The organism is Desulfuromonas carbonis (genome assembly GCF_054658035.1).
In genome coordinates this window covers 1,318,315-1,342,525 of the sequence record NZ_BAAHXR010000003.1, presented here as the reverse complement: position 1 = coordinate 1,342,525, position 24,211 = coordinate 1,318,315, and the positions used below count along the sequence as shown (strand labels likewise).

General features: G+C 62.1%; 21 protein-coding genes. 3 read left to right on the top strand and 18 right to left on the bottom strand.

The genetic code is table 11. The annotated features are described in order from the left end of the window. Positions 1-8: 8 nt before the first annotated feature. The 7 genes from ACYQ8E_RS13145 to nhaD form a co-directional block, all read right to left on the bottom strand. Complete coding sequence (locus tag ACYQ8E_RS13145) at positions 9-1,901, bottom strand: penicillin-binding protein activator (protein ID WP_066723446.1); 1,893 nt, start codon at positions 1,899-1,901, stop codon at positions 9-11. Between the two features lie 43 nt (positions 1,902-1,944). After that, positions 1,945-3,039 carry a molecular chaperone DnaJ gene (gene dnaJ / locus ACYQ8E_RS13140; RefSeq protein WP_197463706.1) on the bottom strand — a complete coding sequence of 365 codons (1,095 nt, stop codon included), beginning with the start codon at positions 3,037-3,039 and terminating at the stop codon, positions 1,945-1,947. Positions 3,040-3,168: 129 nt separating this feature from the next. Further along, on the bottom strand, positions 3,169-5,070 hold the full coding sequence (gene dnaK, locus ACYQ8E_RS13135; RefSeq protein WP_066723439.1) for a molecular chaperone DnaK: 1,902 nt from the start codon (positions 5,068-5,070) through the stop codon (positions 3,169-3,171). A gap of 63 nt (positions 5,071-5,133) precedes the next feature. After that, the gene (gene grpE, locus ACYQ8E_RS13130; protein WP_231875374.1) at positions 5,134-5,718 is read right to left on the bottom strand and encodes a nucleotide exchange factor GrpE; all 585 of its coding nucleotides are present in this window, start codon (positions 5,716-5,718) and stop codon (positions 5,134-5,136) included. 1 nt (position 5,719) lies between these two features. Continuing rightward, positions 5,720-6,763 (bottom strand): heat-inducible transcriptional repressor HrcA, encoded by a 1,044-nt coding sequence (hrcA, locus tag ACYQ8E_RS13125; protein WP_066723433.1) that lies wholly within the window; start codon positions 6,761-6,763, stop codon positions 5,720-5,722. Positions 6,764-6,910: 147 nt separating this feature from the next. Continuing rightward, positions 6,911-8,044 carry a radical SAM family heme chaperone HemW gene (gene hemW / locus ACYQ8E_RS13120; RefSeq protein WP_066723430.1) on the bottom strand — a complete coding sequence of 378 codons (1,134 nt, stop codon included), beginning with the start codon at positions 8,042-8,044 and terminating at the stop codon, positions 6,911-6,913. Between the two features lie 54 nt (positions 8,045-8,098). Beyond that, positions 8,099-9,502, bottom strand: coding sequence for a sodium:proton antiporter NhaD (gene nhaD / locus ACYQ8E_RS13115; protein WP_066729625.1), 1,404 nt, complete (start codon positions 9,500-9,502; stop codon positions 8,099-8,101). Positions 9,503-9,797: 295 nt separating this feature from the next. Here nhaD and ACYQ8E_RS13110 point away from each other — a divergent pair, with 295 nt between their 5' ends. Next, complete coding sequence (locus ACYQ8E_RS13110) at positions 9,798-10,589, top strand: carbon-nitrogen family hydrolase (RefSeq protein ID WP_066723428.1); 792 nt, start codon at positions 9,798-9,800, stop codon at positions 10,587-10,589. A 57-nt stretch (positions 10,590-10,646) separates the two neighbouring features. Here the strand turns inward: ACYQ8E_RS13110 and ACYQ8E_RS13105 are convergent, their stop codons facing one another. The 10 genes from ACYQ8E_RS13105 to ACYQ8E_RS13060 are packed head-to-tail and all read right to left on the bottom strand — an operon-like array spanning position 10,647 to position 19,954. Then, positions 10,647-11,051 (bottom strand): hypothetical protein, encoded by a 405-nt coding sequence (locus ACYQ8E_RS13105; protein WP_066723426.1) that lies wholly within the window; start codon positions 11,049-11,051, stop codon positions 10,647-10,649. Positions 11,052-11,060: 9 nt separating this feature from the next. Beyond that, positions 11,061-12,038, bottom strand: coding sequence for a cation diffusion facilitator family transporter (locus tag ACYQ8E_RS13100; protein ID WP_459861076.1), 978 nt, complete (start codon positions 12,036-12,038; stop codon positions 11,061-11,063). Between the two features lie 59 nt (positions 12,039-12,097). Then, positions 12,098-12,493, bottom strand: coding sequence for a hypothetical protein (locus ACYQ8E_RS13095; protein ID WP_459861075.1), 396 nt, complete (start codon positions 12,491-12,493; stop codon positions 12,098-12,100). Beyond that, a complete protein-coding gene (locus tag ACYQ8E_RS13090; protein ID WP_459861074.1) occupies positions 12,490-12,993 on the bottom strand; it encodes a hypothetical protein in 504 nt (167 codons plus the stop codon). Before ACYQ8E_RS13090 ends, ACYQ8E_RS13095 begins: the two co-directional genes overlap by 4 nt. Next, positions 12,990-13,784 carry a TIGR04255 family protein gene (locus ACYQ8E_RS13085; protein ID WP_459861073.1) on the bottom strand — a complete coding sequence of 265 codons (795 nt, stop codon included), beginning with the start codon at positions 13,782-13,784 and terminating at the stop codon, positions 12,990-12,992. Before ACYQ8E_RS13085 ends, ACYQ8E_RS13090 begins: the two co-directional genes overlap by 4 nt. 42 nt (positions 13,785-13,826) lie before the next feature. Then, positions 13,827-16,361, bottom strand: a complete 2,535-nt coding sequence (locus ACYQ8E_RS13080; RefSeq protein ID WP_459861589.1) for a GIY-YIG nuclease family protein — start codon at positions 16,359-16,361, stop codon at positions 13,827-13,829. Beyond that, entirely contained in the window at positions 16,354-17,973 is a 1,620-nt protein-coding gene (locus tag ACYQ8E_RS13075; protein WP_459861072.1) for an Eco57I restriction-modification methylase domain-containing protein, read from the bottom strand. The genes ACYQ8E_RS13080 and ACYQ8E_RS13075 overlap by 8 nt, the downstream gene beginning before the upstream one ends. Then, on the bottom strand, positions 17,970-18,356 hold the full coding sequence (locus tag ACYQ8E_RS13070; RefSeq protein ID WP_459861071.1) for a DUF1016 N-terminal domain-containing protein: 387 nt from the start codon (positions 18,354-18,356) through the stop codon (positions 17,970-17,972). Before ACYQ8E_RS13070 ends, ACYQ8E_RS13075 begins: the two co-directional genes overlap by 4 nt. Before the next feature lie 12 nt (positions 18,357-18,368). Then, positions 18,369-19,001 carry an N-6 DNA methylase gene (locus tag ACYQ8E_RS13065; RefSeq protein ID WP_459861070.1) on the bottom strand — a complete coding sequence of 211 codons (633 nt, stop codon included), beginning with the start codon at positions 18,999-19,001 and terminating at the stop codon, positions 18,369-18,371. A gap of 38 nt (positions 19,002-19,039) precedes the next feature. Further along, positions 19,040-19,954: a restriction endonuclease gene (locus tag ACYQ8E_RS13060; protein ID WP_459861069.1), complete on the bottom strand. Its 915-nt coding sequence runs from the start codon at positions 19,952-19,954 to the stop codon at positions 19,040-19,042. Between the two features lie 375 nt (positions 19,955-20,329). On the opposite strand from ACYQ8E_RS13060, the gene trxB reads away from it, so the two are divergent. Then, a complete protein-coding gene (gene trxB / locus ACYQ8E_RS13055; protein WP_459861068.1) occupies positions 20,330-21,262 on the top strand; it encodes a thioredoxin-disulfide reductase in 933 nt (310 codons plus the stop codon). On the opposite strand, the gene ald is transcribed toward trxB, so the two are convergent. Beyond that, positions 21,263-22,387, bottom strand: coding sequence for an alanine dehydrogenase (gene ald / locus ACYQ8E_RS13050; RefSeq protein WP_459861067.1), 1,125 nt, complete (start codon positions 22,385-22,387; stop codon positions 21,263-21,265). 223 nt (positions 22,388-22,610) lie between these two features. Between ald and ACYQ8E_RS13045 the strand changes: the two genes are divergently transcribed. Continuing rightward, complete coding sequence (locus ACYQ8E_RS13045) at positions 22,611-24,140, top strand: YifB family Mg chelatase-like AAA ATPase (protein ID WP_459861066.1); 1,530 nt, start codon at positions 22,611-22,613, stop codon at positions 24,138-24,140. The last annotated feature ends 71 nt before the right edge of the window (positions 24,141-24,211 follow it).

The window sequence follows — 24,211 nt, the reverse complement described above, 5'->3', positions numbered from 1 at the left end:
AGCCGCGCTCAATTGATCTGGACAATCTTGCCATTTTTCACCTGCAAGAGAAAGAGGACCTTATCCGCTTCCCCCTCCAGGGTGAAGGAGGTGGCACCGGTAACGCCGGGATAATTGTGCAGCCGTTGCAGGGCGAGGCGCAGTTCGGCGCGGGTCGCGATCGCCGGATCGCTCAGGATGTCGAGGAGAATGCCGGCCACATCGTACCCCTGGGCTTCAAGGACGGTCGGCTCCTCCCCATAACGTTCGAGGTAGCGGGCGACGAAGTCGCGCACAAAGGGATAGGGGCTGTGAACAAAGAAGCCATCGACGAAGACCGCCCCCTCGACGTAGGGGCCGGCAGCCCGGACCAGCTCCGGCGAATTCCAGCCGTTGATACCGAACAGAGGCACCCCCTCGAGACCATAATAGGGGAGCTGCGGCGCCAGCAGGCCGACCTTTTCGACGTAATCGGGGATGAAGAGCGCCTGGAACGGCAGGGGCGGCGGTTCCGGCCGGAAAAGCTCTTCCAGGGGGTCATCGGAAGGTGCCTCATCCCGGGCATCGGGGTCCTTCCCCATCAGCAGGCGGACCTGGCGGCGGAAATCGGTGGCATCGGGAGCATAAGCCGCGCGCACCAGGACCTGGCCGCCGCAGCGGCGCAGCGCCGCGGTAAATAAATCGGCCATCTCTTGCCCGGAACGGCTGTCGGGCAGCAGAATGGCGAAACGGGTCAGGCCCCGCACCTCCACCGCATAGCGGGCCAGCGCCTCGGCCTGCAGTTGCGGCGTCAGCGAGTCGCGGAAGATCATGTTGCCCAGTTGCGGCAGGTCCTCGCGTTGCGACAGGGTCAGCAACGGCACCTGCTCCTGCTGGGCGCGCTCGGCGGCGGCCACAGCCGCAGACCCGGTGATCGGTCCGGCGATCGCCATCACCCCGTCCTCGCGCACCAGCCTGCTCACCGCTTCCGCGCTGCGCTCGGGGTCGGCGCCGATATCCCGGAAGAGGAGTCGCACCGGGGCCGGGCCACCGGACTTTTGGTCCAGGGCGAGTTCCATGCCGCGGCGCACCAGCTCGCCAAAGGTCGCATACTTTCCGGAGAGGGGGAGCAGTACGCCGATCGTGCGCTGCAGCCAGGGGCGCCCCGCCACCCGCGCATAGAGCTCCGCCGCCGCGGCGCGATAAGGAAAGTCGACCGGGCTGCCGAGGAGCCTCGTCAACAGGCGGCTGGCGGTGGCCTGATCGCCACGCCGATAGGCCCGTTCGGCCTGCTGCAGGAGGGCATCAAGCCCGAGGGGAGTCTCCCCGAACATGAAGGCGGCCTCGCCGAGCGCAGCTTCGTCCAGGGTCTGCAGGATCGCGTGTCCTTCCTGCAGGGGGACAGAGCTCGTCTCGGGAACGAGGCGCACGAGCTGGTAGAGGAAAGTGAGGGCTTCCAGGGGGCGGCCCAGGGCGGCATCGGCGCGGGCCAGCGCCTGCAGGCGTGCCCCCTGGCTGGTCGTGGAAAGGTCGGGGGGATCGACGGCCAGCAGCTGCTGCCGGGCCCTTTCGACCTGGCCGTTGGCAAGGAGCGCCTGGCCGAGGAGCAGGCGCAGCTCCGGGGTACGCTCCGCCTCCGGTACCCGTTCCAGGTAGAGCAATGCTTCCTGGGGATGGTTTTGCTGGAGAAAGATCTGCGCCAGGGCGAGGACGGCGCGGGGAAGTTCGGGGTCGGCGGGATGCTGGACGACAAATCCGCGCAGCAGGATGGTGGCCTGGTCGACCTGGCCGGCGCGGAAGAGGGCCAACCCCTGCTCCAGGCTCCCCTGCCCTTCGCCGAAACCCGGGGGGCGGCTCTCCGCGGGGCTGTCCGGGTAGGCCGCCGCCGTCAGGGGCAAGGCGAGCAGGAGCAGTAACAGCACCAGCTTCAGCAAGCGAGTCATCCCATCCTCCCTGACCGGGACCGTTTTGGGCGTCCCGCCCCGGTCAATCGAAGAGTTCCTTGACCTTGTCGAAAAAGCCCTTCCCCGTGGGGTTGATCTCCTCGCCCCCCTCACGCGCGAACTCCTCAAGGAGTTCGCGCTGCTTTGCGGTAAGCCGGGTCGGGGTTTCGAGACGGACCACCACCAGGTGATCGCCGCGGCCGTAACCCTGCAGGTGCGGGATCCCCTTGCCGGCGAGCTTGAAGACCTTTCCGGTCTGGGTGCCGGCGGGGATCTTGAGCTTGACCTTGCCGTCCAGGGTGGGGACCTCGAGTTCGCAGCCCAGGGTCGCCTGGACGAAGGAGATCGGCACCTCGCAGATGACCTCCTGCCCCTCCCGCTGGAAGAGGGGATGGTCCTTGACCGCAATCACCACGTAAAGATCGCCGGGCGGACCGCCCTGGCTCCCGGTATCCCCCTCGCCGCTCAGCTTGAGGCGGGTGCCGGTTTCAACCCCGGCGGGAATCTTCAGGGAGAGCTGGCGTTTCGCCTGGATGCGTCCGGCGCCCCGGCACTCAGGGCAGGGGCTGAGGATGACCCGCCCTTCGCCACCGCACTCGGGGCAGGGGCGGGTCAGGGAGAAGAATCCCTGCTGGTAGCGAACCTGTCCGGCCCCCTGGCAGGTGGGGCAGGTCTTGGGACTGGTCCCCTTCTTCGCCCCGCTGCCGTCACAGGCACTACAGCTCTGGTGGCGGGGAATCTGGATCTTGGTCTCCAGGCCAAAGGCCGCCTCCTCGAAGGAGATGGAGAGATTGTAACGCAGATCGTCACCCCGCCGACCGCGGCCGCGCCGGGAGCCACCGCCACCAAAGATATCCCCGAAGATGTCGCCGAAGATATCCTCAAACGGGCTGCCGCCAAAGCCGCCGCCGCCATTCAGGCCGGCGTGGCCGAACTGGTCATAGGTCGCCCGCTTCTGGGGGTCGGAGAGGACCGCATAGGCCTCGGACAGCTCCTTGAACCGTTCCTCCGCCGCCTTGTCCCCGGGGTTCTTGTCAGGATGATAGCGCAGTGCCAGCCGCCGATAGGCTTTCTTGATCTCGGTATCGCTGGCGTTGCGATTGACTTCGAGTGCTTCGTAGTAGTCTTGCTTGGCCAATGGATCTGTCCTCGCAGCGGCCTCACCGCCGCCGGCTCTCTGCATCCACCGGGGTGGAGCAGGGGTTTCCAAGCGCCAGAAGCCGGGACGGGTCCCGGCTTCTGGCCCCGCTATTCAGGGCGAAGGAGATTACTTCTTCTTGTCGCCGTCGACTTCCTCGAATTCGGCGTCCACCACCGTATCGTCACCGCCCCCCGGCGCTCCCTCCGGGGCGGCGCCGGCCTGCTGGGCCTGGGCATACATCGCCTCGGCCAGCTTGTGGGAAGCCTGGCCCAGCGCCTCGGTTTTGCTGCGGATCGCCTCGGCATCGCCGCTCTCCATCGCCGCCTTCAGCTCATCGAGGGCGCTGCGAATCTTGCCGCGGGTCTCGTCGTCGATCTTGTCGGCATGTTCGTCCAGAGACTTTTCGGTGGTATAGACCAGGCCGTCGGCCTGGTTGCGGGCCTCGATCAGTTCGCGCTTCTTCTTGTCTTCGCCGGCATGGGCCTCGGCATCCTTGACCATCTTCTCGATCTCCTCCTCGGAGAGGCCGGAGGAGGCAGTGATCTTGATCGACTGCTCCTTGCCGGTGCCGAGATCCTTCGCCGAAACATGCAGGATGCCGTTGGCGTCAATGTCGAAGGTCACCTCGATCTGCGGCACGCCGCGGGGCGCCGCCGGAATACCGACCAGTTCGAAACGGCCGATGGTCTTGTTGTCGGAAGCCATCTCCCGCTCGCCCTGCAGCACGTGCACCGAGACGGCGGGCTGGTTGTCGGCGGCGGTGGAGAAGACCTGGCTCTTCTTGCAGGGGATGGTGGTGTTCTTTTCGATCAGCCGGGTCATGACACCACCGAGGGTCTCGATGCCAAGGGAGAGGGGGGTGACGTCGAGGAGCAGCACGTCCTTGACCTCGCCCTTGAGCACTCCGCCCTGGATGGCGGCGCCGATGGCAACCACTTCGTCAGGATTGACGCCGCGGTTCGGCTGCTTGCCAAAAATATCCTGAACCTTCTTCATCACCGCCGGCATGCGGGTCATGCCGCCGACCAGGATCACCTCGTCGATCTCGGTCGCCGAGAGGCCGGCATCCTTGAGAGCGATCTTGCAGGGCTCGACCAGCTTATTGATCAGGTCGTTGCAGATGCTCTCCAGCTTGGCGCGGGTCAGCTTGATGTTGAGATGCTTGGGACCGGAGGCGTCAGCGGTGATAAAGGGGAGATTGATGTCGGTCTCCATCGAGCCGGAGAGCTCGCACTTGGCCTTCTCCGCCCCTTCCTTGAGGCGCTGCAGGGCCATCTTGTCGTTGCGCAGGTCGATCCCCTGCTCCTTCTTGAACTCGTCGGCGACATAGTCGATGATGCGTTGGTCGAAGTCCTCGCCGCCGAGGAAGGTGTCGCCGTTGGTCGATTTGACCTCGAAGACGCCGTCGCCGAGTTCGAGAATCGAAACGTCGAAGGTACCGCCGCCGAGGTCGAAGACCGCGATCTTCTCGTCCTTCTTTTTCTCCAGGCCATAGGCGAGAGAAGCGGCGGTCGGCTCGTTGATGATGCGCAGGACGTTGAGACCGGCGATCTTGCCGGCGTCCTTGGTCGCCTGGCGCTGGGAATCGTTGAAGTAGGCCGGAACGGTGATGACGGCGTCGGTCACCTCTTCACCGAGGTAGTCTTCGGCGGTCTGCTTCATCTTCTGCAGCACCATCGCCGAGATCTCCGGCGGGCTGTAGTTCTTGCCGCGGGCCTCAATCCAGGCGTCGCCGTTGTCGGCCTTAAGGATCTTGAAGGGGCTGATCTTGATATCCTTCTGCACCGCTTCCGTATCGAACTTGCGGCCGATCAGGCGCTTGATGGCGTAGAGTGTGTTTTCCGGGTTGGTGACCGCCTGGCGCTTGGCCTGCTGCCCCACCAGCCGCTCACCCCCCTCGGTGAAGGCGACCATCGACGGGGTGGTGCGCGAACCTTCCGAGTTGGCGATGACGATCGGCTCGCCACCTTCCATCACGGCGACGCAGGAGTTGGTGGTTCCGAGGTCGATTCCGATAACTTTACCCATGAGTTTATATCCTCCCTTGAAGAAGTTGGCTTTTATTGATTACGCGCCCGGTTCCCGGCGCGCTCACGCGTTTTGCCCCGGGTTCTCCGCCGCGGGCGCCTTGCTGACCATGACCATGGCCGGGCGCAGCAGGCGTTGATTGAGCAGGTAACCCTTCTGCAATTCCTGGATGACACTCCCCGGGGGGAGCTCGTCACTCTCCAGCTGCCCCATGGCCTCGTGGCAGGAGGGGTCGAAGGGCTTGCCGACCGCCTCGACTGCAGTCACACCGGAGCGCTCGAAAACCTTGCGCAGCTGGCCGAGGGTCATTTCCACCCCTTCGAGCAGGCTGCCGTCCCCGGTGCCACTCTCCCGGGCGTGGGCTACCGCCCGCTCCAGGTTGTCGACCACCGGCAGCAGCTCCCGCAGCAGGTTTTCGTTGGCGAAACGGCCGAGGTCTTCTTTCTCGCGCTGGGCCCGCTTGCGATAATTGTCCAAGTCGGCCCTGGTCCGCAGATAGAGGTCCCAGTTCTTGGCCGCCTCTTCCAGGCTGGCCGTCAACCGGTTCTCCAGCTCGGCGTCCGGCGCTGCCGCTTCATTCGTCTCCGCCGGAGTCTGTTCCGTATCAGGGGTCACTTCCGGGGCTTCCGTCTTCTGTTTCTTGGCCACGCTATCCGTTCTCCTCGCTTTCAAGCAGCTGGCTGACCAGCCGCGCGGTGTAGTCAACAATCGGGATGACCATCGAATAAGGCATGCGACTCGGGCCGATCACCCCCAGGGTCCCGAGCGTACCGAGACTGTTGGAGTAGCTGGCGGTGATCAGACTGCACCCCTCGATTTCCCGGTATTCGCTTTCACTGCCGATGAAAATCTGCACCCCCCCGGCCTGCTGGGTCCGGTCGAGAAGCTCGACCAGCTGACTCTTCTTTTCAAAGGCGCGAAACAGCCGGCGCATCTTTTCGACATCGGCGAACTCGGGCTGATCGAGGATGTTCGAAGTCCCCTCGATGTAGAGCTGTCCCCCCGGCTCATCGCGCAGGGCGACCTCGGAGAGGCGCAGCGCCCGCTGCATCAGCTGGTCGTAGAGCGCCTTCTCCCGGGCCATCTCTTCGATTATCTTGGCCTTGACCTGCTGCATCGTCAGGCCGCCGAGAGTCCGGTTGAGGTAATTGCCGATCTGGTCAAGCTCGGACTGGGAGAGGTTCTCGCTGTTCTCCACCAGTTTGTTCTGCACCAGCCCGGAGCGGGTGACAAAGACCACCAGCAGCCGCCCCTGGGAGAGGCGAACGAACTCGATATGGCGGAAGATGGTGCTGGTGAAGCGCGGCGCCATGACAATGCCGGTGTAACTCGACATCATCGACAGCGCCTTGCCGGCTTCCTGCAGCAAATCCTCGACCCGCAGCCCGCGCTTGCGATAGTGCCCCTCGATGCGCAACTGCTCATCCCGGGTCAGCTGCCGCAACTGGAGCAGGGAGTCGACGTAAAAACGATAACCCTTCTCGGTCGGAACTCGACCGGCGGAGGTATGCGGCGAGGCGATGTAGCCCATCTCTTCGAGGTCGGCCATGACGTTGCGCACGGTGGCCGGCGAGATCGCCATCTGGTGGCGCCGGGTCACTGCCCGCGAGCCGACCGGTTCCGCCGAGGCGATGTAGTCTTCAATAATCGCCTCGAGAATCCGGCGACCCCGCTCGTTGAGCTCTTCGGCCATCGCAATCCCCGCCCCAAAAAATCAAGCCGGACAACCCGGCCGACCCATCCTTAGCACTCCTGAGACGAGAGTGCTAACGGGACTCAACATAACAACGGCCCCTCCCTTTGTCAAGGGTGAAGGGCGACACCGCAGAGTGCCCCTATTTCAAAGAAAGGCACTGATCAGGTGGTCGTAAAGGAGCCAGCCATCGAGATCGAAAACCCAGCGGCCCTGGCGCCGGGAAAGGCGCTGGCCGCAGCGCCGCAAAGCCGCCGGAAAAGCGCTGGCCACATCACTGCCGAAGGCATCCTGGAATGCCGCGTCGTCGACACCGGCCGCGGTACGCAGGCCGAGGTAGAGGGTCTCGGCCATCGCCCCGCGGCGGTCGAACTGCTCCAGTTCCGTCGCCGGGTCCTGTCCGCTGCGCAGCGCCGCGGCATAGCCGGCGAGGTCAGGAGCGACCGCCAGCCGCCGCCCCCAGCCATCCGCAATAAAGCTGTGAGCCCCGGCGCCCACGCCAACAACGCTGCGTCGTTGCCAATAACCAAGGTTGTGCCGGCATTCCCTGCCCGGGCGGGCGAAGTTGGAGACTTCGTAATGGACCAGTCCGGCTGCCGTGAGGGCCGCGTCGAGCTGCCGGTAGCCGGCGGCGAATCGTCCTTCGTCGGCGGGGAGAAACTCGCCGCGCTGGAGGCGGGTGGCCAGCGGGGTTCCCGCCTCGACACTCAACCCGTAACAGGAGAGATGCTCCGGAGCGAGCTCGAGCAACCCTGTCACCTCGGCATCGAGACTTGCCTCCGTCTCGCCAGGGAGGCCGAAGATCAGGTCGCAGGAGAGGTTGTCGAAGCCGGCCCGGCGCGCCCAGGCGCAGGCCTGGCGTCCTTGTGCGGCGGAGTGGCCGCGACCGAGAAAGGCGAGGGAGAAATCGTTAAGGGATTGCAGCCCGAGGGAGAGCCGGTTCACCCCGGCGGCGCGGTAGTCGGCCAGAGAGGCGGGCGTCACCGTCCCGGGGTTCGCCTCCAGGGAAATCTCGACCCCGGGGGCGAAACCGAAACGGCGCTCGGCGGCCGCCAGCAGCCCGGCAACCGCTTTTGGTTCGAGCAGCGAAGGGGTGCCGCCCCCAAAAAAGACGCTCGCCAGGGGCGCCGGGGCTGACCATTGGGCCGGGGTCAGCGCCAGCTGGTCATGCAGCAACGTAACGTAATCGGCGAGCGGCAGGGCGGCGTCGGCGAGGGAGAAGAAGTCGCAGTAAGCGCACTTGCTGCGGCAGTAGGGGATATGAAAATAGAGTCCGGCCATGAAAAAAGCGGGGAGTCGCCTCCCCGCCTCGTTGCCTGCGGCGGTCGTCGCCGGTTAATGGAAGTCGGTAAAGTGACTGGCGTTGAGCCAGAGGTGGACGAGGATGCTCGCCGCATAACCGAGCGCCACCGCCCAGGTCCACTTCAGGTGGTTGCCAAAGGTGTAAATCCCGCGAGCCGAGCCCATCAGGGCGACCCCGGCGGCCGAACCGATGGAGAGCAGGCTGCCCCCAACGCCGGCGGTGAGGGTCACCAGCAGCCACTGGCCGTGGGACATGTGCGGGTCCATGGTGAGGACCGCGAACATCACCGGGATGTTGTCGACGATTGCCGAGAGGAGGCCAACCAGGACGTTGGCGGTGGTGTGCCCCAGCCCGTTATAGGCGAAATTGGAGACATAGGCGAGGTAGCCGAACTGACCGAGCCCTCCGACGCAGAGGATGACGCCGTAGAAGAAGAGGAGGGTGTCCCATTCGGCCTTGGCAATCTTGCGAAAGAGGTCGAAGCCGGCCACCGGCATGTGGGCATGACCGGTGACGTCGAGGGGGCTGTCGCCGCTGAGCAGACGATGTTCCAGTTTCTTCAGGTAGTAGGCGAAAAAGGAGAGGTAACCGAGACCGAGCATCATGCCGACGGCCGGCGGCAGGTGCAGGAAGTTGTGAAAAGAGACGGCGGTGGCGATCGTCAGCAGGAAGAGGAACATGATGCGCCGGGCGCCGATCTTCATATGCACCGTCTCGTCCATCGCCTCGGGCTTCTCCTTGGGGACGGCGAAGCTCATGATCGCCGCCGGAATCAGCCAGTTGACCAGGGAGGGGAAGAAGATGGCGAAGAATTCGATGAAATCGACCTTCCCCTTCTGCCAGACCATCAGCGTGGTGATGTCGCCAAAGGGGGAGAAGGCACCACCGGCGTTGGCGCCGACGACGATATTGATGCAGGCGACGATGACGAAGGCGCGGTTGCTCCCCCCCACCGCCATCGCCACCGCTCCCATCAGAAGAGCGGTGGTCAGGTTGTCGGCGACCGGGGAGATGATGAAGGCGAGAAAGCCGGTGACCCAGAAGACGGTGCGCAGGGTGAAGCCCTTGTTGACCAGCCAGGAGCGCAGGGCGCGAAAGACATTGCGCTCCTCCAGGGCGTTGATGTAGGTCATCGCCGCCAGCAGGAAGAGGAAGAGTTCGGCATACTCGGTGAGGTTGCCGAGGATCGCTGCATGGGGCGTATGGGTGTCGCCCATCGCCGCATAGGCGAGGGCGACCAGGACCCAGATAATCCCGGCAGCGAGAATAACCGGCTTACTCTTGCGCAGGTGCAGCTTCTCCTCGAGAATGACCAGCGAGTAGGCCGCGACGAAAAGAATCAGCCCGAAGATCCCGTAAGCGGTACCGGTCAGGTTGGCCACCTCGCCGCCACCGCTCGCCAGTGCCGGCACGCCGCTCGCCAGCAGCAGCACCATTGTCAGAAGAAAGCTCTTCACAACTCCCACCTTTTCTCCGCCAGCGGGCTCGCCATGCGGGTCGCGGGCATGTTAAAATCCGGTCGGACCTGCCCGGGTCGACGACCGGATAGCCTAGGGCCAAAACAATAGAACGCCTTGTTTTTTACCATCGGCCTCTTGACAGTGTCAAGGGAAAGCGGACGGCCAAGGGCCCTTGTACTGTCAAGGCAACAGCCCTATAATGAGACCTTCACGGGGCCGCTCCGGCCACGTGAATTTTTTAAAACCATGTTTTTACGGGAGGCATTTTTCCATGAATCGCAAAATCTGTGCGGCGGCCGTTCAATTCAACATCACCCTCGGGGGGGTGGAGGCCAATCTCGGCAAAGCCCTGGCCGGGCTGGAACGGGTCCAGGCCCGCGGCGCCCAACTGGCAGTCCTGCCGGAAATGTGGAGCAGTGGCTACGACTACAAACGCCTTTCCCAACTGGCGGAAGAGACCCCCCGGGTCCGCGCGGCGCTGCGTGAATTTTCCGCCCGCCACGGCATGGTCATCGTCGGCAGCCTGCCGGAAAAGAGCGACGGCAGGATTTACAACACCGCCTACGTCATCGATCGCGGAGTCGATCTTGCCAGCTACCGCAAGCTGCATCTCTTCTCCACCATGGGCGAAGACCGTTTCCTCGCCGCCGGCGACCAGCTGAAGGTGGTACCGACCTCCGTCGGCCGCCTCGGGGTGGCGATCTGCTACGACCTGCGTTTCCCGGAATTCTTCCGCAAGCTCGCTCTCGAAGGGGCCGAAATCCTCTGTATCCCCGCCGAGTGGCCGAAACCCCGTCAGGAGCACTGGCGCACCCTGTTGCGGGCGCGGGCGATCGAGAATCAGCTCTTTGTCGCCGCCGCCAATTGCTGCGGAATCCAGGGGAAGCTTGACTTCTTCGGTATGAGCCTGCTCCTGTCAGCCCGCGGCGAAATCCTGGCCGAGGCCGGCGAAAGCGCGGCCGAACTCTGCGCCCTCTTCGACTTCGCCGAAATGGCCACCTACCGTGCCCAGATTCAGTGCTTCAAGGACCGCCGCCCGGAAATCTACGGCACCCTCCCCTGAAATCCTTCGCACCCGTACCATGTGAACCGGCAGGCCATGCGGCCTGCCGGTTTTGTTTCAGCGCTCCAGCGGCCGGGCTTCGCCGCGGTAGCGCTCCGGGATATCCTCGCGACGATCGGCAAACTGCAGGTCGCCGGCAGCATCGACCCAGAGGTAGCGCGGTGTGGCAGCGGCCTCCGGTTTGCCCTGAGCCGGCGCCGCTGGCTGCGACGTGGTTGCCGGCCGGGCCGGGGGGGTGACGGGGGCCGGGTGCTGCACCGCCTGATCGATCAGCTGGTCGATGGTCGCCGGCGGCGCGTGGCCGGCAAGCCGCAGCAGGCGGCCCCGGAAATCGAGATAGAAAGAGCGCACTGAGGCGAGGGCCGGCTGCTCCATCGGCACCCGCAGCAGCAGCTGGTCCGTTGCCAGCAGCAGGCCGAAAAAGACCAGGGCCCAGAGGAGAAACTTCAGGGATTTACTCATCGTCAGGGCTCAATGGAGGTGGTCATGGTCATGGCCGCCATGATCGTGGTGATGATCGTGCCGCTGCCGATGCTGCAGCTGCTGGATGACCGGGCCGGTGAGGCAGCGGGAACACTCCCCCTGCAGGGTGGTGTGGGTGATGTGGTAATCATGCTCCAGCATCTGTTCGATGGTGCCGATGATTTCCCCCTGGCGCAGGCGAAAATCCGGTTCAATGTCGATATGGGCGGAGAGCGCCGAGATGTGGGAGCAGATCGACCAGACGTGGAGGTGGTGAATGTCGTTGACCCCCTCCACGGCCCGCATCTTGGCGACCACGTCGTCGACCTCGACATGGGCCGGCACCCCTTCCAGGAGGATATGCCCCGCCTCCCGCAGCAGGCGGATCGACCCCCAGCCGATGATCAGGGCGATCGCCGCGGAAATCAGGGCATCGACCACGTACCAGCCGGTGTAGAGCATCACCAGGCCGCCGAGGATTACTCCGACCGAGGCGATGGCATCGCCGATCACATGGAGAAAGGCGCTGCGCACATTGAGGTCGTCGTGGCTGTGCCCATGCAGACGTGTTGCCGCCACCAGGTTCATCACCAGGCCAATGATCGCGATAATGAACATCTCCTTGCTCTTCACCGCTTCCGGGTGTTGAAAACGGAGCCAGGACTCGTGCAGAATGCCGCCGGCGATCAGGATCAGGGTGGCGCCATTGATGAGGGAGGCGAAGATTTCGGCGCGGTGCCAGCCGTAGGTGCGGCGATCGCTCGCCGGCTTGCCGGCGAGGTAGATGGCGGCCAGCGACAGGACCAGCGCCAGCAGGTCCATGAAGACATGGGCGGCATCGGAGAGCAGCGCCAGCGAATTGGTCCAGAAACCGCCGATCACCTCGGCCACCAGGGTCACCGCGGTCAGGACGATGGCGAAGAGAAAGCCGCGGCTGATGCTCTGGTCGAGGTGCTCGTGCGAAGGGTGTGAATTTTCACTAGCCATAAGTCATCTTAGGTGGGGATGGTTTTGAAGACAAGACTGACTTTCCGAATTTTTCAAGGTCAGCGAGAGACGAAGCGGGAATTGGAGGCAATCTGCAAGGCGATCATCTTCTGTGCGGGTTTTCCCGAGGGCCAGCCCGTCACATTGGCATGATTCCGATTGCCTGGAACCGGTGCAGCAACCACAGCGAGTTGATGAACCTGGTATGTGTCAGCATGATTCTCTGCTCTGCCGTAAAGAGTTTTTCCGGTCTGCCGGGCAACATTTTCGGCAATGTCCCAGAGAGCATTATCGTCAAGGCCCAGATGCCTGGTCACGGAGAGATCCGCATGGGGGTGGGGAATGAATGGATCGGCCTTCAAGGTCTGATCATGGCGGAAGTGCGATCTGTGCAGCACGAAGCGTGACAATGGCTCGTCATCGGCAACCGGCGGCATGGGTTCAATACCTTTCATCGGGCCATAACGCGATGGATCAGGTTCAGGATGGCTTCGGGAATCTCACCAAAGAAGAGTTCGGTACCGTAAGCCTTGCTACCGCCGATCAGAGCCGCGTAGTGGAGCTCCCCCTCGGGGCTGATACTGATCGAAAGGGTCCGTTGTGGAGTCCGATACCATTCCATCGTCAACTGCCCGTCTGCTTCGGCGCCAATATCGGGCATTACCGTTGCCAGCGGCAGGGCCTTGAGAAACTGAGCCGCAAGCTGATAGGTCTCGTCGGCCACAGGCTCAGCCCCATGACCATCCCAGTTGGCCTCGCGACATTCCACAAATTGGAGCCAAAGCTCATCGTCGGTCTTTTTCCCCAGCCAACCGAAAGTCAAGGAGCTTTTCAGCAACCTGAGGCCCTCTTCAGACTTCTGAGTGATGAAGAGAGACGTTTCGCTGGATGCTCTCGATGACCCGGTCAAGGCACCAGCGTAACGGGTAGCGGGCAGTGTCATGGCATAGCTCATCGCAAGTTCTCCCAGGTTTCCTCGGTGATTGTGCCAAAAAAGATCTTATTTTTCAACCAGCGCATTTCTGCAAAGCAGCGAGCGAGTTCATCCGTCGGCAAGGCGACTCCCTGCGTGGTAAACACATCAATGTCAAGGATCAAACCCGGTCCTCTGCCCGTGTCAGGGTCAGCCGGCTGAATTGTGCGAATAAAATTGATGGCGTAAGCATGGCCAGGTACGGCAAAGGTTTCATGGTGCATAAAGCCCATGTAAGGCAGATTCAGCCCTTCAGGTGGCTGGGGCGGATTCTTTACATAGGCGCTCAACCTTGGGTTATCGAGTGGCAATTCGATGCGATTGATATAACGTAACCCCAACCGGTTAATTTCGACAGGACGGGCGATGTCGCAAAAAATCCGCCAGAGGTCGAAGCCTTCTTCGGCGAAAGTGGTCCAGTCCGGGTAAGGTTCCAGAAGGCTGGCAACAAATCCATCCCGGTTGAATTGCACAATCTTCTTTTGATCTTCGGACTGAAAACGCAGACCTTTCCACCCCAGATCGCGTACACATTGATCGGGGGTGCTTCCCGCCGCAATTCTCACTTCATGCTGGAATTCCCGATGTGAATCCAGAAAACGAAAGCCTGTGAGTCGTGGTTCGAGAGACTGTCGCACCGCCTCTTCCTCGAAGGGCTGACTGGCGTGCGCCCGAATATCCATGACCGCCTCGATCACGGGGGCCTGCGACAACTGGGGGAATTGTTCGTCGATGTTGATGATGATTTTCTGTGCTGGGTTCATATCGATCATTGTCCTATCATAACAGTTGTTTTTTTGCGTTACGCTGTGCACTCACTCCTTCGCCACCACAGTGTCGTAAAGCCCGTAATGGCGAAGCCCTTCATGGCTCTCGATCCCTGTATAGCGGAGTGAGGCGTCTTCGTAGCGACGGAAGGCAAAGACGGCCTGGTTCATCTGCTCAGTGTTGAATACTTTCAGGCGCACGAGCAAATGGAAGTCCTTCACTGTCAGGCCGGTCACGGTCAGAAACAAATCCGGTTCGAGCTTGGTAATGACATCCTGCAGGGTGTTCTCGCGGAAGTCGGTCAGGTACATGAAGGCCGGGATGCGCGTCGCGAACTTGATCAGCTTCTCCTGAACGAGCTTGCGCTTGGACTTGTACTCTTTCTCCTCTGCAGTCAGCTCCTTCTTCTCCTTTGCCGTCAGCTCGCCGTCCTTGGCCTTCTTCTTGAGGTCCTTGACCTTGTCGCTTTTGTTGATGATCGTCTCGATAATGTTATCACCGAGCGAGCGCCAACCTTCGATTCGCTCGACAGCGGCCATGGCTTCGGGGTTGTCGAGGACGCGGCGCAGAGTTAGGTTGTCCACGTTAACCAGCAGCGCCGACTCCCACTTGCGTGCCAGCAGTGTGGCCGAGGTGCCAGACATGGCGATATCGAGAATGCCGCCCGCGTCGATCTGCGTCATATTGGCGCCGTCGTAGGCGAGCACGGGCAAAAAGGAGACAAGATCCTTTACCGCGTTCTCCGGGTTCGGTTCGTTGGGCGAGAGTCCGATCCCGTATTCGGACAGTTGCCGCAGTGCGCGAGTAGGCGCAAAATCGAATACGAAGCAGACAGGCTTGAGGATTTCCTCTTCGTTCGGATTGTCTCCGTTGGGGTTCTTGATCGACCAGGGCGACTGTACTCTGAATGCGGCTTGAAAGTAGGTCTCGGGTGACTTCAGGTTGCGCAGCATCAGGATTGAGGACCATTGTGCCACGGTGACACCGGTGGTGAGCTTGCCACACGAGAGCGTGATGGTCTTGGTCTCAAAACCAGACCCGATGGCTTTGCGCACGGGAGGCAAGGCTTCCAGCCCGATACCCGCCGAGGCCCCTGCGGCAACGGCCACTGTATAGTCATGCCAGAAAACATTGTGTTTCTCGGCCAGCAGGTTTGCCATTGCATGACAGGCCGCAACGTTGGGCAGGAACCAGAGCGAGTGTTGCAGGTAAGGCAGCAAGCGCACATCCGAATAGGGAAAGGGTGGCCGCGTGCCCGTCTTTAGGTGTTCAACCGATTTGGCCGCGTAACCCCCACGGATAATGTCCAGCCACTTTTGTACATCGCTCTTGTGCTTGAACTGAGCCTCTTTACCCGTGCCCGAGGCTTCGAAGAAGGCGTTGAGATCAAACTCGTCAAACTCGCCGCCACTCGCGATGGCGAGAAGTTCATCCGGCATCTGATAGGTCAGCAGCCGCATCTGCGGCAACGCACCGTAGGGGTTGCGCTGGTCCGGGTTCCGGGCAGCGAACTCCTCCTTGGCACGCTGCTCGTCGGTGTAAGTCCAGTTGAAAATCTGCTCTTCGATGAACTCGCCGGTCGCCAGCGCTTTGAACGGGGTGCCGGAGAGGTACAGATAAGCCTTGGTAGTGATGGGCAGGAACTCGGTTTCCTTCTCCGAGAGGACGGTGAGGTCTTCGTTCATCTCCTCCAGGCCGTCTGCGTATTCAATCCTGGCTTCCTTTTTGGCATCCTCCTCGCCTTCGAACAGCTCCTTGGCGGTCTCGCGCCAGGCCCCGAAGTGGTACTCGTCGAACACCACAAGATCCCAATTCACGGCGTGGAGCCATTCGTTCTTCGCCTTGATGTTGCCCACCTTGTCACGACCAAGCAGGTCCTGGAAGGAACCGAAATAAACGACCGGTTTCCTGCTGTTAATCTGTGTTGGATCGCTACCGGACGAGCGCGAAAGGTACTGCCAGCCGTCGAAGTCGACATGACTCTCAAGATCCGACTGCCACGCATCCTCTACGGCCGGTTTGAAGGTTAAGACCAGAACCCGCTTGGCCCCGAGCTTTCTGGCCAGCTGGTAGGTCGTGAAGGTCTTGCCGAAGCGCATCTTCGCGTTCCAGAGAAAGCGTGGAACTGCGTGCATGTCCTCAGCCCAGATCGAATGAAAGTAGGCGTGGGTCTTGTCCACGGCCTCGACCTGCTCCCGGCGCATCGGGAAGGTCTCGTGATGGGTTCCGGTGATTTGCTGGCCGGTGCGGAGTTCGGTGAGCACGGTCTTGACATTGGCCACCGAGCAGCGCACCCACTCCAGCTCGGTATTTTCGAAGCCCTTTTTGGCCAGGGCCGCGCGCACCTGGTGATCGGAGAAGAGCGTTCCGTCGTCGCGCTCGGCGGATTCGTCCAGTTCGATCTTGTAGTTTTTGATGGCAGCGGTCTTGACCTGTTCGGCGATGCGCTGCTTGACGTCGCGTGTGGTTTGACCCACCTTGAGGAGGCCCTTGTGCGCCTGGTCATCTATCGAATAGGCGTAGATGCGCGGCCGGGCTTCTGGCTTGGGCGCAAGAATTTGATCGATGGTAGGCTTACTCATCGTCTTCATCGCTAGAGCCACGTGACTCATCACTGGGGCGCGCTGCTATCAAAGACTCAATAAACGTTATCTGATCCGTCGTGATGCCGTAGCGCTTATACAGGTCTTCATCGGTCCAGAGGCGATTCATAGGTAGCAGAGGAACGAACTTGTATGAATCACGCGTGATGTTCTGCGTGATCTTCCGTAACGACACGAGGAACCTCACAAATCGCGTTCGCATGTACGCAGCTAGGTTTCGAGCCTCAGTTTCGGTTTTACATACGCCAATCACCAGATAGGTTTCAGTACACGCCGTCCCTGGTCCTGCGACTACAGGCTCGCCGAGAATAGTCACGTCATCGCGGCCACTCGTTCCATGCGCTTTGACCAACAAGACTTTCCACTTGTCAACCCAACCGACGTTGCTGGTGATTGCAGAACGCTCTAGGTAGGACGTGTGCTGGTTTCCGTACACCAAGACCGGTTTTTTGACCCCCGTCGGTGTCGCCTTACCGCGTTGATTTGTGAGACCAAAGGGCTTCCTTGCTGAGACGTGATTGCCCAGGCTAGGTTCCGGCTGGCCGTCGACACGAAAGCAGGCAACCTTGTCGAGAATACGTACAGCCTCGTTGCGTCGTACGAGCACGTCGTAGGCATCAAGCTTCCGCACAGCGGCTTTGCCTACGACTTCGTTCCCAATCATGGTTACGACCTCACACCCACCATCGTGATCGCGACCCCACAACCAGTATGAAATTCCGCCACGAATCTTCACGCCCGGAAACACGTCGTACAACTGCGGAAAATCAACGAGCTTCACGAAACGGCAGTCTCTCAGCATCCGGTCTCGAAATTCGTCCAGACCCTTCCCGCCAGAGAACCATCGCGACGGCGTGATCATCACGGCAAAGCGCGGCTCAAGTGACAGCGCTGCCTCAACAAACAGGTTATAAATTGGGGTCGCAGACGCACCGCCACCACCGCCGCCATCGCCGAGTTGGTAGGGTGGGTTACCGATGATTACGTCAAATTGCATATCTCCTCCAAATAACTCGGCGACCCGAGTCTTGATGTCGTCGGTGTGTATCAACGCATAAGCGTGGGTTTCGAGGCCTTCACCACGGTCGAGGGTCTTCTGGCTTGCGCCACAGTACTTGCACTTCCCGCCGTTCCACGAATGCTCAACGCGCTCAAACCAGATGTTGCCCTGGTCGCTGGCGAAGGACTTGGCGATAGAATGTTCGCCATTCGCATACTTCGAGCAATAGACGCTGCGCCGGGCCAGCAGACTGGTGAGATGCGTGATGCCGATACCGAAGACCTGCCTGGTCAGGATGTGGTCGACACGCTCTGCAAGGTTCGGAATCTCTGTCGCCAGCCCTTGGGTGAGACGGCTGGTGATCTCCCGCAGGAACACCCCCGACTTTGTAAATGGATCGAGGAACCGCACCGAACTGTCCGCCCAGAGGTTGGCACCGTTGTTGTTGGCTGCCCACGCCTCGGCGAGAGTGTCCAGCATCCTGCCCGCGAACTCGGGTGGCGTGAACACCTCGTCGTTCGAGAGGTTGGCGATGCAGGTCAGTACGTCAGGGTTGCGCCCGCGGAGAGAGAAACTGGCCTGGGTGTTCATGGTTTGTCGTCCGCTTCCTGCTGGTTTTCGACCCGCATGAACAGGCGCCACTGAGTCCAGCTCAATTCGCTACGCATTGCGTAGCGATTTCCGGCGTCAGGAAAGGTCAGGTAGAACTGCCTGAAATTTCTGAGATTGGCGACAGACATCCCATTGCCGAGTTCCTCGCCGAGTGCGCGAGCAAGATGGCGGATAAGCTGGCTGCCGTATTCGGCGCGGCTGGCTCCGCCCTGCTCCTCTTCAACGATACGGCGACCGATATGCCAGCAGGCATCCACCATGGCAGCATTGGCGGCCGCATAGGCCTTGCCGCGAGCCTGCTGCAGAATGACGCGGATATCCTCGAGCAGGGCCGGTGGCATAGACGGAAGGTCAGAATGCATGACCAAGCCCCCTCATGTTAAATTGGCGGCCAGTTCACTCACCGACATCGGCGGGTAGGTACTGGCCGGCTTGAAAATTTCGTGCTTGCCGAGATGCGCGAAGAGTGAGCCCTCCTCACTGAGCGCCGACATCTGAGAGAGGGTGTCCAGGCGAAAATCGCGCCGCTGAAACCTGCCCTTGCCGAGGTAGCCCCATTCCGCAAACGTAATCGGTTGGTCGTCCTTGGTGCGCATCGTCAAAGCGTCACCGTGAATGAGGTTCTGCGAAAGAACATAGAAAGCGGCTCTATAGAGATCATCCGACTCGTCAATATCCAGGTAGCCGGCGAAGATCTCCAGCATGTTCGCGCGGCACTCGGCGATGTTATCTGCCAAGAGTTCAATGCCGTAGGTACACATCACTGCGAGAAGTGCGTAGTACCGCTTTTCAAAGTCGGACTTTCCGAACTTGAGCTCGACCGCAGCGAGCTTGCGCTGCAGGACCCGGACAAGGAAATTCCCGCTCCCGCACGCCGGCTCCAGAAAACGCGAGTCAATGCGCTCGGACTCGCCCTTAACGAGATCAAGCATGGCATCGACCATCCACGCGGGGGTGAATACCTCTCCGTGATCGGCAACACGTTTTTTTGACTTGATAAGACTCATGGGCAAATTCCTGCAGTATTCTTCGTCTCAGGAAAAGATCACTCTTCTCCGAAATAATCCGAATCAACCCGCTTGATCTCGTAGGTCGCCGTCGTCGTTACCCCGAGCCCAAAGTCAATCATCAACTCGGCCAGTTCTGCCCCGTCGATCAGTACCACCTTGGGGTCGAGGTGGGCCACGTAGTCCCGGGCCTCGGCCGAGTAGCCGCTGGTGGTGATGAAGACGCCCTTGCGGGCACGCTTGCCGTGCAGGGCGCCGACAAACTTCTGGATCTCAGGTCTTCCCACCGTCCCGTCCCAGCGCTTGGCCTGGAGATAAATGGTATCGAGCCCGAGCCGATCCTCGTTGATGATGCCGTCAATCCCCTCGTCGCCGCTTCTGCCGAGAGCCCTGCCTGCCTCCTTGCGGGAACCGCCGTAGCCCATGCGGACCAGCAGTTCGACCACAAGCCGTTCGAAGAACGCGGGTGGCTCAGCTTTGACCCTCCTCAGCAACTCAGTGGCCAAATCCCCGCGAATCCGCTGGTGGGCCGACTCCAGCATCTCCTCCGGCGTCGCCGTCTCGCAGCTCTCGCCAGTGGCTACCGCTGCCTCATCGCCATTTTTCCTGCCGGAGGCGCGAAACTCCACGAACTCGGGAAAACGATCGAGCAGCTTGGTGTCGATGGAGGCGGGATTCTCGGCCAGAACCTGTCGGCCCCGGTCGGTGATCTGGAAGTGGGCGCGGCGCGGGGCACTGAGTAGCCCTGCTCGCTGGAGGTAGGTCTTGGCCCAGGCAACCCGGTTGTCGAACACCGACTGCCGGCCGCTGGGGAGCAGCTCCGCGCGCTCTTCGTCGGAGAGACCCAGATCGGCGGCGAGATGCTCCCGTGCCTCGCGGACCGAGTGTTCTTGCCCGTCGGCAGCGAAAGAGAGCAGCGGCAACATCAGGGTCTGGTAATTCGGAATGGCCATGATTCCCCCTAACCACATGAAAAGACAAACCAACTTCGCGTTGGACAGAGTAACATTTTTCTCAGGATTCCCCAAAAGAAAACAGCCCCTTGGCATCACCAGGGAGTTGTTCCTCCGTGTTGAAAGTTTCAGATCGCGTTGCCGAAATCACTCTTTAGTTGTAATAGATCAGGCGGGTGGCTTCCTGGAGATAGAGGCCCCGGGGAGGATGGGGGTGGCAATCAGCACGCGAATCTACTTCTTCCCTTATCAGGCCTTTCAATTGGATAGAAGTAAATGGCCCCGTTTTACAGGCAAACTTTATTCACTTTTGATAGGTCGTATGATAGTCTTTCTCAGTTTTTTGTCCATTAATCACAATTTTTGGAGCATCCCTTGAAAGATACCCTCTACGACGTCGTCATCATTGGCGGTGGCCCGGCCGGGCTGACCGCGGGGCTCTACACCTCCCGAGCCAAGCTGCACACGCTGCTGGTCGAGCGGATGATCATGGGCGGCCAGGTGATGACCACCACCAAGGTCGAGAACTATCCCGGCTTTCCCGGCGGCATCGACGGCCCCGACCTGATGCTGCGTTTCCAGGAGCATTGCCAGGAGTTCGGCCTCGAGGTGCGCACCGGCGAGGTCGAAAACCTCGTCGACCAGGGCGCCGTAAAGCTGGTGACCATTGATGGGGAGCCGCTCCGGGCGCGCAGCGTGATCATCACCACCGGCGCCGAACCGCGCAAACTCGGCATCCCCGGCGAACAGGAACTGACCGGCCGCGGCGTCTCCTACTGCGCCACCTGCGACGGCGCCTTCTTTCGCAACGTGCCGGTGGCGATCGTCGGAGGTGGCGACACTGCCGCCGAAGAGGCGCTCTTTCTGACCCGTTTTGCCAGCAAGGTCTCTATCATCCATCGCCGCCGCGAGCTGCGGGCCACCAAGGTGCTGCAGGAGCGTCTCGCCGCCAACCCCAAGATCGAGATCCTCTGGGAGCGCAATGTACAGAAGGTCGAAGGGGACGCTTCCGGCCTCAAGCAGGCCCTGCTCAGCCATCCCGACGGCAGCGCGGCGGAAACCCTCGCCATCGAAGGCCTTTTCATCGCCGTCGGCGTGACCCCGAAAGCCCACTTTCTGGCCGATGTCCTGCAGCTCGATGCCGACGGCTACATCCTCACCGACGCCGACTGCCGCACCTCGATGCCCGGCGTCTTCGCGGCCGGCGACGTCCGCAAGAAGATGCTCAAGCAGATCGCCACCGCCGTCGGCGACGGCGCGGTGGCGGCGATCATGGCCGAAAAATACCTCGACGACCTCGAAGCCTGATCAGGTAAACGACTTCAGCGCCTCCTCGACCGGGACATAGTCGAGGGCGAAGGCCTCGGCCACCCCCCGGTAGGTGACCAGGCCGTTGACGACGTTGAACCCGGCCCTGATGCCGGCATCCTGGCGCGCGACCCGTTTCCAGCCCTGGGTGGCAATCCGCACGGCATAGGGGAGAGTGGCGTTGGTCAGCGCCACGGTCGAGGTCAGCGGCACCGCCCCCGGCATATTCGCCACGCAGTAATGGACCACCCCGTCCACCTCATAAATCGGCGACTTGTGGGTGGTTGGTCGCGAGGTCTCGAAGCACCCCCCCTGATCGATGGCGACATCGACCAGCACCGCCCCCGGCTTCATCGTTATCAGCATTTCCCGGCTCACCAGCTTCGGCGCCTTCGCCCCGTGCAGCAGGACCGCCCCGATCACCACGTCCGCCTCCTGCACCAGTTCCCGGATCGTCACCGGCGACGACATCAGCGGAAAACAGTTCTTCGGCATTACCTCCGCCAGGTGCCGCAAGCGATCGAGATTCAGGTCGAGCAGGTAGACCCTGGCGCCGAGGCCGCAGGCCATCTGCGCCGCGTGGGTACCGACCACGCCGCCGCCGAGAATCAGCACCGTCGCCGGTGCGACGCCGGGGACTCCGCCGAGCAGGATGCCACGCCCGCCCTGGGCGCGCTCAAGGTACTTCGCCCCCTGCTGCGCCGCCATCCGCCCCGCCACTTCACTCATCGGCATCAGTAGCGGCAGGCTCCCGTCCGCCTGCTCAATCGTTTCATAGGCGATGCAGGTCGCCCCGGTCTTGAGCATCGCCGCGGTCAGGGGCTCGGAAGCGGCAAAGTGAAAGTAGGTGAAGATCACCTGCCCCGGCCGGATCAGGTCGTACTCCGCCGGCTGCGGCTCCTTGACATGCATCACCATCCCGGCGCGGGCGAAGACCTCCTCCGGCCCCGGGGCGATTTCGGCGCCGGCCTCCCGGTAAGCCGCGTCGGCAAAGCCGCTGCCGACGCCGGCACCTTGTTCGACCAATACCTGGTGTCCCTGCCCCCTCATCACCTCGACCCCCGCGGGGGTCATGCTGACCCGGTTCTCCTCGCTTTTGATCTCTTTCAGGATGCCTACGATCATCGCTTTGCTCCCGGTCTGGTCGTGATCAGGTCACGCGCCGCTGCTGTTGGGACATATCCGCTGGCCTTCGATTCCTTAGGAGCATAGCAGCAATTTTTCCGCTTGACGTCCGGCTGCCAGCGACAGGCTGTGATCGACCGCTCCACAGCTTGCCAGTCCCTGTTTTTTTTGTTAGAACTGCCGGGACAGCCGCACGCTGCGGCCACAGCAGGAGGGGGAACCTATGCTGGCTACCATTCTTTCCGGGGCGCTCCTCGGTATCGATGCCTATGCCGTCGACGTCGAGGTTGACATCGCCCAGGGCCTGCCCCAGTTCGCCACCGTCGGCCTCCCCGAAGGGGCGGTCAAGGAGAGCAAGGACCGCGTCAAGTCGGCAATCAAGAACTCCGGCTACGACTTCCCGGCCCGCCGCATTACCATCAACCTCGCCCCGGCCGACATCCGCAAGGACGGCACCGCCTTCGACCTGCCAATGGCAATCGGCCTGCTGATCGCCAGCGGCGCCATCCGCAAACCCCGCCCGGGGCGCTACCTCTACCTCGGCGAACTCTCCCTCGACGGCCGCGTCAAGCCGGTGCGCGGCACCCTGCCGATCGCCGTCGCCGCCCGCCGCTGGGGGATCGACGGGCTGATTCTCCCCCTCGACAACGCCCCGGAAGGGGCCATCGTCGACGGCCTCCCCGTCTACGGTGTCCGCGACCTCGGCGAGGTGGTCGCCTTTCTCTCCAGCGAGCGGGAGCTGGAACCTTGCCGGGTCGAGGTGCTCGACCTCTTCGCCGCCGCCCGCTGCGAGCATGAGGACTTCGCCGAGGTGCGCGGCCAGCAGCACGTCAAGCGCGCCCTCGAGGTCGCCGCAGCCGGCGCCCATAACCTGCTGATGGTCGGTCCGCCCGGCAGCGGCAAGACTATGCTCGCCCGCCGCGTGCCGGGAATTTTGCCGGCCCAAGCCTTTGACGAAGCCCTGGAGACGACCAAAATCCACTCCGTCGCCGGGCTCCTCGCCGACCGCACCGCCCTGGTCGCCGCCCGTCCCTTTCGTTCTCCCCACCACACCATCTCCGACGCCGGCCTGATCGGCGGCGGCACCATCCCCAAACCCGGCGAAGTCTCCCTCGCCCACAACGGTGTCCTCTTCCTCGACGAACTTCCCGAATTCAAGAAGAACGTCCTGGAAATGCTGCGCCAGCCCCTCGAAGACGGCCAGGTGGCGATCAGTCGCGCGGCGATGAGCCTCACCTTCCCCGCCAGCTTCATGCTTGTCGCCGCCATGAACCCCTGCCCCTGCGGCTTTCTCGGCGACCCGCAGCATCCCTGCAACTGCACGCCGCTGGTGGTGCAGCGCTATCGGCGGCGCCTCTCCGGCCCGCTCCTCGACCGCATCGATCTCCATGTCGAGGTGCCGCGCGTCCCCCACAAGGACCTCGCCGACCCCGTCGACGGCGAGAGCAGCAGCGCCATCCGCGCCCGCATCGAAACCGCCCGGGAAGTCCAGCGTGAGCGCCTCGCCCCCTTCGGCCTGCACGCCAACGCCCGCATGGCCGCCCGCCACATCCGCAAGTTCTGCCCCCTCGATGACGCCGGCCAGAAGCTCCTCGAACTGGTCACCGAGCGGATGGGGCTCTCGGCGCGCAGCTACACCCGCATCCTCAAGGTCGCCCGCACCATCGCCGATCTCGCCGGCAGCGACACCATCCGTCAGCCGCACCTCGCCGAGGCGATTCAGTACCGGGGTCTGGATCGGAAACAGAGTTGAATTCTGGAAGAATCTGGCAAGGGTGGAAGCTTTTCAGTGGTGTGGCAGAGTATCTGATAGAACTTCTTGGG